A 13,959-nucleotide genomic window follows, 5' to 3' on the forward strand; every position below is an offset into this window, starting at 1 on the left:
CTTCACCGGCCAATAGCGCCCGCACAGTCGGTGCGGCGCGTAGGCGAAGAGGTAGGACATGGTGAAGCCGGTACGTGCGCTCGCCGTCGTCGTGGTCGCGACGCTCGCGGTCGCGGCCTGCGGGGGCGGTTCGAGCAGTGAGGGTGGCGACGGCAGCAAGACGCTCGTCATCTCGACCGACCTGCCGATGCAGGGGTCCAACAAGGACGCGTCGCAGTCCACCGTCGACGCGATCAAGCTCTACCTCGAGCAGCAGGGCAACAAGGCTGGCGACTACACCATCCAGCTGAAGCAGTACGACGACTCCACGGCCGCCACCGGCGCCTGGGACCCGGCGACCTGCTCGAAGAACGGCACCGACCACGTGGCCAACACCAACGAGGTGGCGGTCATGGGCACGCTGAACTCGGGTTGCGCCAAGCTGATCGTGCCGACCCTGAACCAGGACCCGGACGGCCCGATGCTCATGGTGTCGCACGCCAACACCAACGTCGGTCTGACCCAGAAGTACGACCCGGGCGAGCCCGAGAAGTACTTCCCGTCGGGTGAGCGTTCCTTCGCCCGCGTGGTCACCACCGACGACACCCAGGGTCTGGCCGACGCCCAGTTCGCGGCCGAGACGCTGAAGACCAAGTCGGTCTACGTCCTCAACGACAACCAGACCTACGGTCAGGGCGTCGCCAAGACCTTCGCCACCGCGGCCCAGGCGGCGGGCATCAAGGTCATCGCCAACGAGGCGATCGACCCCAAGGCCGCCAACTACACCGCGCTGATGCAGAAGATCAAGTCCTCGGGTGCGGACCTGATCTTCATGGGTGGCGTGTACGACGCCGGTAACGGCGGTCAGGTCATCAAGGACAAGGTCTCCGTCCTCGGCAAGAACGACGGCAAGGTCAAGTTCATGGCCCCCGACGGCTGGACTGGCTACACCGACTTCCTGAAGCAGCCCGAGTCGGAGGGTGTCTACCTCTCCTTCGCCGGCCTCGCCAGCGACGTGCTGCTGAAGACCCCGGGCGCGGGCCAGAAGTTCCTGGAGGCCTACAAGGCGAAGTACGGCGCCGACCCGGTCGGCTCGTACCCGCTGTACGGCGTGGCGGCGGTCCAGGTCATCCTGGCCGCCATCGCCAAGTCGGACGGCACCCGCAAGGGTGTCCGGGACGCGGTGTTCGAGGGTGACGGGATCACGATCCCCGCCGCCGAGTCCGTCCTGGGCAAGGACATCAAGATCGACCCGGCCACCGGTGACACCAACAACAAGGACATCTCCATCGAGCTCGTCAAGAGTGGCAAGGAGACGTTCCTGAAGGCCCAGGCCGTCAGCTGACGACCTGCTGAACGACGGACGGCGGGGGCCGGGCTTCGATTCCGGCCCCCGCCGTCCTGCAACTCGCGGAAAGTCGTGGGCTCCAACAATTCTGCGGCAAGGAAGGCACCCAGCAGATGGCACAGGCAACGGTCGAGGAAGTCGAGGCCACACCGCCTCGGCGGGCGGGCGACATCGTCGTCCCCGTCATCGGGTTCGCACTCCTGGGGCTGGCCGCCCTGTGGCTGATCGTCGAGTTCGTCGGCCAGCCGTCGCAGTTCACCGAGTACACGCTGGCGGGGCTGAACAACGGGGCGCTCTACGCCCTGATCGCCCTGGGCTACACGCTCGTCTACGGCATCATCGAGCTGATCAACTTCTCCCACGGTGACCTGTTCATGCTGTCCACCGTGGTCAGCGGCATCGTCGCCGTCACCCTCCTCGGCGCCGCTTCGACCATCTCCGTGGGCTCGATCGTCGCGGTGTTCGTCGCGCTGGTGGTCGCCATGTTCGCGGCCGCGGCCGTCAACACCACCGCCGAACGGGTCGCCTACCGGCGGCTGCGCCGGGCCCCGAAGCTCGCCCCGCTGATCACGGCGGTCGGCCTGAGCTTCATCTACCAGTGGCTCGGACAGCAGTCCTGGATGAGTGGTTCGGCTCCCAAGAACTGGCCGAGCCTGCTGCGCAACCGTTCCTTCGAGGTCGGAAACGTGACGGTGCCCTGGGGCACCGTCATCGTCATCGCGGTCACCATCCCGCTGCTGCTCGGGCTGACCTACATCGTCCAGAGCACCCGCCAGGGCAAGGCCATGCGGGCCACCGCGCAGGACCAGGACGCCGCCCGCCTGATGGGCATCGACGTGGACCGCACGATCGCCTTCACCTTCGCTCTCGGTGGCGCCATGGCCGGGGCGGCCGGCCTGCTGTGGCTGGAGTCGGTGGCGACCACGCGCTACGACGCGGGTTTCAAGCTCGGCCTGATCGCCTTCACCGCGGCGGTTCTGGGCGGCATCGGCAACCTGAACGGCGCCGTGCTGGGCGGGTTCCTGATCGGCCTGATCGAAGCCTGGAACGACGGTCTCGGCCTGGGGCCGAACTGGTCGAACAGCGTCGTGTTCACGATCCTCATCGCGCTGATGGTGTTCCGGCCCGAAGGCATCCTCGGCAACGCGACGACGGAGAAGGTGTGACGTGACGACCACTACGGACACCACCAACGGCAACGGTCCCGGCAGCGGCAGCGGCAGCGGCAGCGGCAACGGGGCCTCGTCCGCCGGCCCGGTCGGCTGGCTGCGGGAGCGGGCCTGGCCGATCGGGTTCCTGATCGCCGCGCTGCTGATCTTCTCGCTGTATCAGTGGGTCGTGCCTAACTCCTCGCCGGAGTTCAAGGACTTCATCCGCGGCTGGTTCAACCAGGCCGCCATCAACGAGTGCATCATCTGGGTCATCTTCGCCCTCGGCCTGAACATCGTGGTCGGGTATGCGGGCCTGCTCGACCTCGGATACGTGGCCTTCTGGGCGCTGGGCGGCTACTTCGCAGGTTGGGTGATGTCGCCGTTCTTCAACCAGGTCAAGATCAACTTCCTGGGCAACCCCTGGCCCGGGCAGGAACGCGGCATCCACCTCAGCTTCTGGTTGGTGCTGCCGCTGGCCGGCCTGTTCTGCGCTCTGTGGGGCGTACTGATCGGCGCCCCGACCCTGCGGCTCAAGGGCGACTACCTGGCCATCGTGACCCTCGGGTTCGGCGAGATCATCCCGCAGATCTTCATGAACGCCGAGGACATCAAGGGCTTCAACCTGAGCAACGGGGTCAAGGGCATCAGCCCGGTCGACCGGATCACCCTCGGGCCGCTGTCGAACATCCCGAACGTCCCCGAGCAGCTGGGCCCCTTCAACCTGAACGCCAAGTTCGTGATCTTCTGCCTGTTGGCCGCCTTCTGCATGTTCGTCTCGCTGCGGATCCGCGAGGGGCGGCTGGGCCGGGCCTGGCTGGCCATCCGCGAGGACGAACTGGCGGCCAGCATGATGGGCGTCCCGCTGATGCGGACCAAGCTCGCCGCCTACGCGGTCGGGGCGTCCGCCGGCGGGATCGGGGGCGTGGCCTATGCCGAGCACGTCAACGGCGTCCTGCCCGACACCTTCAAGTTCTCCGCCTCCATCACCCTGTTGGCAATGGTCGTGCTGGGCGGGATGGGCAACGTCTGGGGTGTCACCCTCGGGGCCGTGCTGATCGCCTGGATCAACAACACGGGTCTGGCCCAGTTCGGTGACACCGTCAACAGCACGCTCGGGACGAACATCAACTTCCCGGCCCAGAACTTCCTGCTCTTCGGGTTGATCCTGGTGCTGATGATGCTGTTCCGGCGCGAAGGCCTGCTGCCCGAGGCCCGCACGAGGCAGGTGCTCCAGGAACCGGAGCGTGGTGAGGTCGAAGCGGTCGGGGCCGACCTGGAAGGAGACCCGGTATGACCGTCGAGGAGACCGCGGCACCGGCGGGCGCGCCGTTGTCGGACGTCAACCGCATCAGCGCGGAACGCATCACGATCCGGTTCGGCGGGCTGACCGCCGTCGACGACGTGTCGTTCACCGTCCCGGACAAGTCGGTGGTCAGCCTGATCGGCCCCAACGGGGCGGGCAAGACCACGTTCTTCAACGTCCTCACCGGGTTGTACCGCCCGACGCTGGGCCGGGTCTTCCTGGACGGCAAGGACGTCACCGCGCTGCCCCCGCACCGGATCGCGCAGGTCGGGCTGGCCCGGACGTTCCAGAACATCCGGCTGTTCAACCTCATGACGGCCGAGGAGAACGTCATGGTGGCGATGCACTCGCACATGAAGTCCGGCATCGTCGGCACCGTGCTGCGCACCCCCCGGCAGCGCCGTGAGGAGCGCGAGGGCAAGGAGTTCGCCCGCGAACTGCTCGACTACGTCGGCATCGGCAAGACCCGTGACGAGTACGCGCGCAACCTCTCCTACGGCGACCAGCGCCGGCTCGAGGTTGCGCGGGCTCTCGCGCTGCGGCCGAAGGTCCTGCTGCTGGACGAGCCGACGGCGGGCATGAACCCGCAGGAGTCGGCCCAGTTCGTGCAGTTCGTCCGCAAGGTGCGCACCGACTACGACGTCTCGGTCCTGCTGATCGAGCACGACATGAGCGTCGTCATGGAGGTCAGTGAGCGGATCACGGTGCTCGACCGGGGAACGAAGATCGCCGAGGGTCTGCCCCAGGAGATCCGCGAGAACGAGCAGGTCATCGAGGCGTACCTGGGTAAGACCGGGACCGAGGGATACGGGGTGGACCTGTGACCACGTCGACCGAGGGCAAGCCGGCCGCCCGCAAGACCGGTGAGGACCTGCTCGTCGTCGAGGACCTGCACGTCAGTTACGGCGCGATCGCCGCGGTCAAGGGCATCTCGCTCAAGGTCAAGCCAGGGGAGATCGTCGCGCTGGTCGGCTCCAACGGGGCCGGCAAGTCGACGACCCTGCGCACCATCTCCGGCCTGATCCGGCCGAAGTCGGGCAGCGTCGTGTTCGAGGGCAAGAACCTGGTCGGCGTGCCCGGCCACAAGGTCGTCGGTGCGGGCATCACGCAGTCACCCGAGGGCCGGCGGATCTTCCCGAAGATGACAGTCCACGAGAACCTCGAGCTGGGCGCCTTCCTGCGCAACGACAAGGCGGAGATCGAGGCCGACCTCGATCGCGTGCTCGAGCTCTTCCCACGGCTCAAGGAACGCATCAGCCAGAAGGCGGGCACCATGTCCGGCGGTGAGCAGCAGATGCTCGCGGTCGGCCGGGCCCTGATGGGGCGGCCGCACCTGCTGCTGCTCGACGAGCCGTCGATGGGCCTCGCCCCGGTGCTGGTCGACCTGATCTTCGACACGATCCGGACGATCCGGGACCAGGGCACGACGGTCATGGTCGTCGAGCAGAACGCCCTCGCGGCGCTGCGGATCGGCGACTACGCCTACGTCCTGGAGACCGGGCAGGTGAAGACCGAGGGCCTGGCCCGCGACCTGCTCAACGACCCCGAGGTGATCAACGCCTACCTCGGCGGCTGACCCCAGGTCGTGATCAAGGAATTCGTTCCACGGCCCCGGAGCGGAAGCTCCGGGGCCGTCGTCCCTGCCGTGCAATGAATTCCTTGATCACGACCACAGTGAGGCCACGACCACGGTGCGTAGGCAGGGGTGTTGTCGAGGCGGGAATCCACCGCCGAAGGCATCGGTAGAGGTTCGATCAGATGACGTTTTCCGTCGTCTGTCCCGCTACGGCCCGGATCGGCCGTAGCATTCCGAGAGTCGTTCCGGGGGGACCCGGGACGGCGGGTCGAGAAGAGAGTTCGGCACCGTCCGACGGGGAGTCCGACAGGAGGTTGACCGTGTCCCGCGTGGCGATCGAGGTACTCACCGCCGGCCCGGACGAACTCGCCGACGTCCTACGGCTGTGGTCCGACGCGCGCGACGAGATGGTCCGCCTCGGCCGCGCCACCGCCCCCGTCGAGCAGATCGCCCCCCGCTTGGAGCAGGGCATCCGGGACGGCCGGCTGGAGGTCCTCCTGGCTCGTCGGGAGGGGCGTGCCGTCGGCTTCGTCGTCCTGCGCGAGACGCCGCTGAGCTTCCTGCTGGAACCGTCCCTGTCGATCGACGAGCTGTTCGTCGCCCATGAGCACCGCCGCCACGGGGTGGCCCGCGCGATCCTCACCCACGTCGCCAGCCGGGCCGAGGCCAGCGGGGCCGACCAGATCGTCTCGAGCGTGAACCCGTTGGCCCGCGAGACGCACCGCTTCTTCGCCCGCCTGGGCTTCGCCCCGCTGACCGTACGCCGGGCCGTCGCGCCCGCCGTCCTGCGCCGTCGGCTGTGCGGTGACGCGCCCCGTGGGGCGCTGGAGGACCTGCTCTCGCGGCGACGGTCGATGCGGGCCCGAGGGCGCCGCCGTCCGCTGGGGGTCGAGGAGTACCCGGCCGGCGGCCCCGACGCGGCGGCCGGCTGGGGCTGAAAAAAGCTCTCCTAGGAGCGCATCTCGCGCAGGGTGCAGGTGATCCGGGCGGTGCACACCGCTCGGCCCTGTTCGTCGGTGATGGACACCTGGTAGGTCGCCACGCTGCCCCCGAGGTGCACGGGCGTCGCCGTCCCGGTGACGGTCCCCGACGTGACGCCCCGGTGGTGCGTGGCGTTGATGTCGACCCCCATCGCGATCTTTCCCATCGTCATCGCGTGCAGCGCCGCACCGGTCGAGCCCAGGCTCTCGGCGAGGACGCAGGAGGCGCCGCCGTGCAGCAGGCCGTAGGGCTGGGTGTTGCCCTCGACCGGCATCGTCGCCACGACCTTCTCGGCCGAGGCCTCCAGGATCTGCACGCCCATCGTCCGGTTCAACGCGCCCAACGGGTCGGAGGTACCGGGAAACAGCTGGTTGTCGGACATGGGTCATAGGGTGGCACCCGTGAGCGAGAGCGTTGCACCCGGCCGTCCGAGACTGCTCCTGATCGACGGTCACTCGATGGCCTACCGGGCGTTCTTCGCGCTGCCGGTCGAGAACTTCTCCACGACGACGGGGCAGACGACCAACGCGGTCTACGGCTTCACCTCGATGCTCATCAACATGCTGCGCGACGAGGCGCCCGACCACGTCTGCGTCGCGTTCGACGTGTCCCGCCAGACCTTCCGCACCGAGACGTACGCCGAGTACAAGGGCAACCGCAGCTCCTCACCGGCCGAGTTCTCCGGGCAGGTCTCGCTCATCAAGGAGGTCCTTGCGGCCCTGCGCATCCCGACCGTGGAGGTGCCCGGCTACGAGGCCGACGACATCATCGCCACCCTGTCGACGCAGGCCGGTCGCGAGGAGTTCGATGTTCTGATCTGTTCCGGCGACCGTGACTGCCTGCAGCTGGTCACCGAGAACGTCACCGTGCTCTACCCGCGCAAGGGCGTCTCCGACATGGCCCGGATGACGCCGGAGGCGGTGCTGGAGAAGTACGGCGTGCCGCCCGAGCGGTACCCCGACCTGGCCGCGCTGGTCGGGGAGACGAGCGACAACCTCCCGGGCATCCCGGGGGTCGGCCCGAAGACGGCCGCCAAGTGGATCGGCATGTACGGCGACCTCGACGGGGTGATCGGCGCGGCCGGCGAGGTGAAGGGCAAGGCCGGTGAGAACCTGCGCGCCCACCTCGACCAGGTGATCGTGAACCGCCGCGTCAACGGGCTGGTCCGCGACCTGGAGCTGCCCCTGACCCCGCAGCAGCTGCGGCTGCCGGGCTGGGACCGCGAGGAGGTGCACAAGCTGTTCGACGGCCTCGAGTTCCGGGTGCTGCGCGAGCGGCTGTTCGAGACGTTGAAGAGCCCCGAGCCCGAGGCCGAGGGCGGGTTCGAGCTCACCGGGGAACGGTTGGGCGAGGGCACCGTCGGGCCGTGGCTCGAGGCCCACGCCACGGGCGTCGTCGGGCTGCACCTGCTGGGTGGCTGGCGGGCGGGGCGGGGCGACGCCCGGGCCTTGGCGGTCGCCACGCCGGAGGCCTCCGAGGGAGATGGTGAGGGGGCGGCGGGCGCGGCGGCGTTCATGGACCTTGAGACGGTCGCCCCGGGCGACCTCGCGGCCCTCTCCGCCTGGCTCGCGGACCCGTTGCGGCACAAGGTGTTCCACGACGCCAAGGGGCCGCTCGGCGCCCTGGCCCAGCGCGGCCTGCCGGTCGCGGGCGTGCTCGGTGACACGGCCCTGGCCGCCTACCTGTGCCGGCCCGACCAGCGCAGCTACGACCTGGGCGACCTCACCCTCCGCCACCTGGGCCGTGAGCTGAAGGTGGAGGCGGAGGACGACGGCCAGCTGACGCTCGACGTCTCGGAGGGCCCCGACGAGGCCGAGGTGGCGATGGTGCACGCGCGCGCCGTCATCGACCTGTGGCAGTCGCTGCAGCCGGAGCTGCACGAGCGCAACGCGGCCGACCTGCTCACCACGCTCGAGCTGCCGCTGGTGCCGGTGCTGCAGGAGATGGAGGAGGTCGGCATCGCCGTCGACACCGACGCGCTGTCCGACCTCGAGGCGCACTTCGCCGCCGCCGTCTCGGACGCCGCGAAGGAGGCGTTCGCCGTCATCGGCACGGAGATCAACCTCGGGTCGCCGAAGCAGCTGCAGACCGTGCTGTTCGACCAGCTCGGCATGCCGAAGACCAAACGCACCAAGACCGGGTACACGACGGACGCCGACGCGCTGGCCGAGCTGTACGGCAAGACGGAGCACCCGTTCCTGCTCCACCTGTTGCGCCACCGCGACGCGTCGCGGTTGCGCCAGACCGTCGAGGGCCTGCTGAAGTCCGTGGCGGACGACGGGCGCATCCACACCACCTACCAGCAGACGATCGCCGCGACCGGCCGGTTGAGCAGCACCGACCCGAACCTGCAGAACATCCCGATCCGCACCGAGGAGGGGCGGCGCATCCGCGAGACGTTCGTGGTCGGGCCGGCCGGCGAGTGCCTGCTGACCGCCGACTACTCGCAGATCGAGATGCGGATCATGGCCCACCTGTCGGGTGACGAGGGTCTGATCGAGGCGTTCCGCTCCGGCGAGGACCTGCACCGGTTCGTCGGCTCACGGGTCTTCGGCGTGGAACCGGCCGACGTCACGGCCGAGATGCGCTCGAAGATCAAGGCGATGTCGTACGGGCTGGCCTACGGACTGTCGGCGTACGGGCTGTCGCGGCAGCTGACCATCACCCCGAGCGAGGCGCAGGGCCTGATGGACGACTACTTCGACCGCTTCGGCGGGGTGCGCGACTTCCTGCGCGGCGTCGTCGACGAGGCCCGCCGCACCGGTTACACGCAGACCATCCTCGGTCGGCGGCGGTACCTGCCCGACCTGACCAGCGACAACCGGCAGCGCCGCGAGGCCGCCGAGCGGATGGCCCTGAACGCGCCGATCCAGGGCTCGGCGGCCGACATCATCAAGGTCGCGATGCTCGACGTCGACCGTGCGCTGCGCGACCGGGAGCTGAAGTCGCGGTTGCTGCTCCAGGTGCACGACGAGCTGGTGTTCGAGGTGGCGCCGGGGGAGCGGGCCGTGGTCGAGGAGCTGACGGTGCAGGCGATGAGCGGTGCGGCGGAGCTGACCGTGCCGCTGGACGTCTCCGTCGGCGTCGGCCGCTCGTGGCACGAGGCCGCGCACTGAACGAGTTCCGGAACGAGGCCGTGACCGAGGCGGCGTCCGGCCCGCGGCGGCGCACGGTCCGGACGGCGGTCCCCCTGCTCTTCTCGCTCGCCGTCGCCGCCGTGGTGCTGGGCCCGATGCTGGCTCCCGGCTACCCGTTGCGCGTCGACCTGGTGTCCGTGCCGCGGCCGGTGCTGGGCCTGGACCAGCTCGGGCTGGGGGACCGGCTGCCCCGCGCCGTTCCGTTGGACTCGGTCGTGGCCCTGCTGGCCACGGTCTGGCCGGACGCCTGGCTCACCCAGGCCGCCGCGCTGCTCACCCTGACGCTGGCCGGCTGGGGCGCGGCCCGGCTGGTCGCCCTGACCCGCGGCGACGGCCTCGCCGGGCTGCCCGCCCAGCTGGTCGCCGCCGCCGTGGCCATCTGGAACCCGTTCGTGATGGAGCAGCTGGCCATCGGGCACGTCCCGCACCTCGTCGCGTACGCGGCCCTGCCCTGGATCGTGCTCGGGGCGGTGCGCGGGCGCTGGGCCGGGGCGGTGTTCGCCGCCGGGCTGGGCTCGGTCACCCCGGGCGGGGGCGTGCTGTGCCTGCTGGTCGTCGTCCTGACCGCCGCGGCGGGGGCCGGGACGCGCCGGGCACGGGCCGCGGCGGTCACGGCCACCGTCGTCCTGCAGCTGCCCTGGTTGGTCGCCTCGCTCGTGCATCCCGGCCTGGCCGCGGGTGGGGAGGAGACCGCGGGGCTGACCGACTTCTCGGTGGTCGCGGAGAGCGGGCTCGGCCGGGTGGTCGACGTCCTCGGGCTGGGCGGGATGTGGAACCAGGCGGTCGTACCCGACTCGCGGGCCACGATTCTCGGGCCGGCCGGAACGGTCCTCCTGCTGGGGCTCGCGCTGTCCGGCGCCCTCGCGCTGTGGCGGGCCGGCGGCTGGCCGCGGCGGTGGACGACGGTGGTCGGGCTGGGCGCCGCCGTGGGCTACCTGGTGGCACTCCTGCCGGTCCTGCCGGGCGGTACCGCGCTGCTGCGGGGGCTGGTGGAACTCGTGCCCGGCGCCGGGTTGCTGCGCGACGGGCACCGGTGGTTGGCCGCGCCCGCTCTGCTGATCGCCGTCCTGGCCGGGCACGGGACGGCGGGCCTGGCCACCGCGGTCGGCCTGCGGGGACGGGCGGCCGGCGGGACGGAGGCCGACCTGGCCGGAACGGTGACGCGCTGGGCCACGGCCGGGCTGGCGGGCGCGCTGCTGTTCGCGACGATGCCGGACCTGGCCTACGGCCTCGGTGGCCGGTTGCGCGCCGCGCACTACCCGGCCGAGTGGCAGGTCGTCCGCGAACACCTCGACCGGCAGCCCGACGACGCCCGGCTCCTGGTCGTCCCGTTCCAGCCGTTCCGGCAGTTCCCGTGGACCGGACCGACCCAGGTGCTCGACCCGGCCCCCCGGGTCCTGCCGCGCCGGACGATCGTCTCCGACGCGCTGACCGTCGACGGCACCCGCCTGCCCGCCGAGGGCGAGGCCGCCCGGGCCGTCCAGCGGCTCCTGGCCGAGACGGCGCAGAGCACACCGGAGGAGACCGCGCAGGCGTGGGGCCTGCTGTTGCGCCGACTCGACGTCGGGTGGGTGCTGGTGGAGCGGCAGACGCCGGGCGTCGTCCCGCCCGTGCCCGCCGGTTTCGCGTACGTCCTGAGTACGCCGACGCTCGCCCTGCTCCGGACGACCGGCCCGATGCCGAACGCTCCCGCCGTCGCGACGTGGCGGGTGGTGGCCGTGGTCGGCGCCCACGGGCTGGCCGGGGTCACACTGGTGACGGCGGCCGGCCTGGCGCTCGGTCGCCGACGCCGTCACTACGCAGCGCAACGATCACTCACTGTTAGCATTTGACACCGCTTAAGGGCGATATTACGTGTGTGGTGGCCCCCATTCCGGTCACCGACTGCTAACGTTGCTACCGGCCAGTCGGACAGGTATTGCAGGAGGCACGATGAAGGGCCGTCGCGAGCGCGGCGCCATCGGGATGGCGGTCATCGCCCCCATCGCGGCAGCGATCATCGGTGGTGGAGTGGCGATCCTGGGTGCGACCCAGATCGTGAACCTGGCCCCCTCGAACTCCGACCCGGGCCCGGCCGCCCAGAACCTGACGCCGACCGACGTCCAGTACGGCGAGACGGCCAAGTAGCAGCCCCAGACCTCACGAAGCCCCGCGACCCTCCAGGGTCGCGGGGCTTCGTCGTGGTGGGTGAACCGGGCCTTGGCGGGTGCGACGGGCGCACCTACTCCGACTCGGTGCGGGCCTCCTGCTCGGCGGCCGCCTCCAGGGTCGTGAGGTCCACCAGGGTGCCGTCGGCGTGGCGCGACGGGTCCCGGAGATCGACGACGATGCTGCCGTCGTCCCGCCGATGCATCCGGACGCCGTCGGTGACCCGCTGGTTCGGCGCGGCCGTCGGGTCCACCACGCTGGTCGGGGGCAGCCCGGCGGCGGCCCGCCGCAGCAGCAGGTGCATGGAGGTGGACGCCGTCCGCCAGCTGAAGTGGCCGCCGTGGGCCCGGGCGGCGTCCCCCAGGGCCTCGCGGTGGGCCCGGTCGCGCAGCAGGGCGCGGGTGGCCTCGACGAGCCCGTCGAGGTCGTCGACGAGGAGGCCGGTCCGGCCGTGGCTGATCGACTCGGCGAGCCCGCCCGCGCTGGCGTAGGCGATGGCCGGGACGCCGTGGGCGCCCGCCTCGACGACCATCAGGCCCCACCCCTCCTTGACCGAGGGGGCGAGCATCAGCCAGGAGCGGGCCAGCAGCTCCTCCTTGGTCGTCTCGTCGACGAACCCGGTGAAGTGCACGTCGTCGGCCACCCCGAGCCGGGCGGCCTCGGCCTCGAGCTCCTCGCGCCACCAGCCGTCGCCGATCACCCGCAGGTTCAGCCCGGGGAACTCGTCGCGCAGCACGGCCAGCACCTGCAGGGCGTGCTCGACCCGCTTGTGCGGGACCAGCCGGCCGAGCACGACCAGGCTCGGGTCGACATCCCGCGGCACGCCGAAACCGGCCGGTACGGGCCGGGTCCCGTTGTGGACGACGGCGATCGCGGGCTCGGCGACGCCCAGCCCGACCAGTTCCTGGCGGGTCACGTCGGAGACGGCGACGTACTGGCAGCCGCGGTGCACCCGCGGCGACAGCCGGGACTCCAGGGCCCAACCGACAGCGGCCATCGCCCGCCCGAACACGACGCCCCACTGCTCGCGGTGCACGTGGTGGACGAGGACGACGACGGGCCGCCCGGCCACCAGCCGGGCGAAGAACGGGATGCCGTTGTGGACGTCGATGACGACGTCGGGCCCCTTCCCACGCAGCCGTTGGCCGAGCAGCCGGAGCAGGGCCGCCGGGTACACGCTCCAGCGGCCACCGGCATGCCGGAACAGGATCCCGTCGCGCCGCAGCCGCCGCGGGACGCCCGGGTGCTTGGAGCAGAGCACCTCGACCCGGCAGCCGTCCGCGACCAGGTCGGCCGCGATGCGCTCGATGTACCGCTCGGACCCGCCGCCCTCGGGATGCGTGGTGTCGCGCCAGTTGAGTACTGCGACCCTGAGCGGGCGAGTCTGCACGTACTCCTCCTTCTGCGGCCTCGACATCTGCGGCAGCGACGATCGAGCACATCCTTGTGCCGTAAGCTCCCGCCGATGTCCGGCATGACGCGAGGTGACGAACGTTACGGCGCCCTCGGTACGCTCCGCTACCTACAGGTAGCTTTTTAGCCCATGTCGGCTACCCGACCGTCACCCGACGCGACCGACGGCCCCGCGCTCCCGCCCATGGGGTCGCTGGCCCGTAGCGTTGCGTTGTTCCAGGCCTTCCGGGTCGAGCAGACCGACCCCGACCGCTTCTACTCGCTGCTGGCCGCCGACACGGTGCGGGAGATCGGCCGGTACGGGCCCCTGGCGGGCCGTTCCATCGTGGACGTCGGGGGCGGACCGGGATATTTCGCCGACGCCTTCCGGGCGGCGGGCGCTCGCTACGCGGGGATCGACCCCGACGTCGGCGAGCTGAGCCTGCGCGGCGACACGCCGGAGGGCTTCCTGCGGGCCTCAGGACTCCAGCTGCCCCTGGCCGACGGCCGGCTCGACCTGTGCATCTCGAGCAACGTCCTCGAGCACGTGCCGGACCCGCGACGGATGGCCTCGGAGATGGTCCGGGTGGTGCGCCCGGGCGGATTGGTCTGGCTGTCCTGGACGACGTGGCTGTCGCCCTGGGGCGGGCACGAGACGGCGCCGTGGCACTTCCTGGGCGGCCGGTACGCCGCCGACCGGTTCGCGGCGAAGCACGGGCGACGCCCCAAGAACGACTTCGGCCGGTCGCTGTTCAACTGCTCGGCCGAGGAGATGGTGCGCTGGGCCAAGGCCACGCAGCGGGCCGGGACGGCGTCCGTCCTCGACATCCGCCCGCGGTACCACCCGGCCTGGGCGAAGTGGATGGCCCGGGTGCCGGGGTTGCGCGAGACGTTCTGCTGGAACGTCGTCATCGTGCTGCGCAAGACGTGAGCCACCGGTGAAC

At 70.7% G+C, this 13,959-nt stretch carries 12 protein-coding genes; 10 read left to right on the forward strand and 2 right to left on the reverse strand.

Annotation, left to right across the window (positions count from 1 at the left end; all coding sequences use genetic code 11):
• The first annotated feature begins 58 nt into the window (after positions 1–58).
• From ACIB24_RS17965 to ACIB24_RS17990, 6 genes are all read left to right on the forward strand, one after another.
• Positions 59–1,324 (forward strand): branched-chain amino acid ABC transporter substrate-binding protein, encoded by a 1,266-nt coding sequence (locus ACIB24_RS17965; RefSeq protein ID WP_398283175.1) that lies wholly within the window; start codon positions 59–61, stop codon positions 1,322–1,324.
• Between the two features lie 116 nt (positions 1,325–1,440).
• Entirely contained in the window at positions 1,441–2,493 is a 1,053-nt protein-coding gene (locus ACIB24_RS17970) for a branched-chain amino acid ABC transporter permease (RefSeq protein ID WP_398283178.1), read from the forward strand.
• Position 2,494: 1 nt separating this feature from the next.
• Positions 2,495–3,772: a branched-chain amino acid ABC transporter permease gene (locus tag ACIB24_RS17975; RefSeq protein ID WP_398283180.1), complete on the forward strand. Its 1,278-nt coding sequence runs from the start codon at positions 2,495–2,497 to the stop codon at positions 3,770–3,772.
• Complete coding sequence (locus tag ACIB24_RS17980; protein WP_398283182.1) at positions 3,769–4,605, forward strand: ABC transporter ATP-binding protein; 837 nt, start codon at positions 3,769–3,771, stop codon at positions 4,603–4,605. The genes ACIB24_RS17975 and ACIB24_RS17980 overlap by 4 nt, the downstream gene beginning before the upstream one ends.
• Positions 4,606–4,652: 47 nt before the next feature.
• Positions 4,653–5,357: an ABC transporter ATP-binding protein gene (locus ACIB24_RS17985; protein ID WP_398283614.1), complete on the forward strand. Its 705-nt coding sequence runs from the start codon at positions 4,653–4,655 to the stop codon at positions 5,355–5,357.
• A gap of 329 nt (positions 5,358–5,686) precedes the next feature.
• The gene (locus tag ACIB24_RS17990) at positions 5,687–6,295 is read left to right on the forward strand and encodes a GNAT family N-acetyltransferase (RefSeq protein WP_398283184.1); all 609 of its coding nucleotides are present in this window, start codon (positions 5,687–5,689) and stop codon (positions 6,293–6,295) included.
• Between the two features lie 11 nt (positions 6,296–6,306).
• Here ACIB24_RS17990 and ACIB24_RS17995 read toward each other — a convergent pair whose 3' ends face one another.
• A complete protein-coding gene (locus ACIB24_RS17995) occupies positions 6,307–6,720 on the reverse strand; it encodes a PaaI family thioesterase (protein WP_398283186.1) in 414 nt (137 codons plus the stop codon).
• On the opposite strand from ACIB24_RS17995, the gene polA reads away from it, so the two are divergent.
• The 3 genes from polA to ACIB24_RS18010 all read left to right on the forward strand — a co-directional run bounded on the left by polA (position 6,719) and on the right by ACIB24_RS18010 (position 11,602).
• Positions 6,719–9,454, forward strand: coding sequence for a DNA polymerase I (gene polA, locus ACIB24_RS18000; RefSeq protein ID WP_398283188.1), 2,736 nt, complete (start codon positions 6,719–6,721; stop codon positions 9,452–9,454). The genes ACIB24_RS17995 and polA overlap by 2 nt on opposite strands.
• Positions 9,433–11,307 (forward strand): hypothetical protein, encoded by a 1,875-nt coding sequence (locus ACIB24_RS18005; protein WP_398283190.1) that lies wholly within the window; start codon positions 9,433–9,435, stop codon positions 11,305–11,307. Before polA ends, ACIB24_RS18005 begins: the two co-directional genes overlap by 22 nt.
• Positions 11,308–11,407: 100 nt before the next feature.
• On the forward strand, positions 11,408–11,602 hold the full coding sequence (locus tag ACIB24_RS18010; RefSeq protein WP_398283192.1) for a hypothetical protein: 195 nt from the start codon (positions 11,408–11,410) through the stop codon (positions 11,600–11,602).
• A 94-nt stretch (positions 11,603–11,696) separates the two neighbouring features.
• On the opposite strand, the gene ACIB24_RS18015 is transcribed toward ACIB24_RS18010, so the two are convergent.
• Positions 11,697–13,013, reverse strand: a complete 1,317-nt coding sequence (locus ACIB24_RS18015) for a glycosyltransferase family 4 protein (protein ID WP_398283194.1) — start codon at positions 13,011–13,013, stop codon at positions 11,697–11,699.
• A gap of 153 nt (positions 13,014–13,166) precedes the next feature.
• On the opposite strand from ACIB24_RS18015, the gene ACIB24_RS18020 reads away from it, so the two are divergent.
• On the forward strand, positions 13,167–13,946 hold the full coding sequence (locus tag ACIB24_RS18020; protein ID WP_398283196.1) for a class I SAM-dependent methyltransferase: 780 nt from the start codon (positions 13,167–13,169) through the stop codon (positions 13,944–13,946).
• Positions 13,947–13,959 lie beyond the last annotated feature (13 nt).

This window comes from Spongisporangium articulatum (assembly GCF_044465595.1).
Taxonomy (GTDB): domain Bacteria; phylum Actinomycetota; class Actinomycetes; order Actinomycetales; family Kineosporiaceae; genus Spongisporangium; species Spongisporangium articulatum.

What these genes read in the sequence shown, in the direction of transcription:
- ACIB24_RS18020 (WP_398283196.1), top strand. Translation starts at nt 13,167, where the DNA reads ATGTCGGCTACCCGACCGTCACCCGACGCGACCGACGGCCCCGCGCTC.
- ACIB24_RS17995 (WP_398283186.1), bottom strand. Translation starts at nt 6,720, where the DNA reads ATGTCCGACAACCAGCTGTTTCCCGGTACCTCCGACCCGTTGGGCGCG.
- ACIB24_RS17980 (WP_398283182.1), top strand. Translation starts at nt 3,769, where the DNA reads ATGACCGTCGAGGAGACCGCGGCACCGGCGGGCGCGCCGTTGTCGGAC.
- ACIB24_RS17965 (WP_398283175.1), top strand. Translation starts at nt 59, where the DNA reads ATGGTGAAGCCGGTACGTGCGCTCGCCGTCGTCGTGGTCGCGACGCTC.
- ACIB24_RS18010 (WP_398283192.1), top strand. Translation starts at nt 11,408, where the DNA reads ATGAAGGGCCGTCGCGAGCGCGGCGCCATCGGGATGGCGGTCATCGCC.
- ACIB24_RS17970 (WP_398283178.1), top strand. Translation starts at nt 1,441, where the DNA reads ATGGCACAGGCAACGGTCGAGGAAGTCGAGGCCACACCGCCTCGGCGG.
- polA (WP_398283188.1), top strand. Translation starts at nt 6,719, where the DNA reads ATGGGTCATAGGGTGGCACCCGTGAGCGAGAGCGTTGCACCCGGCCGT.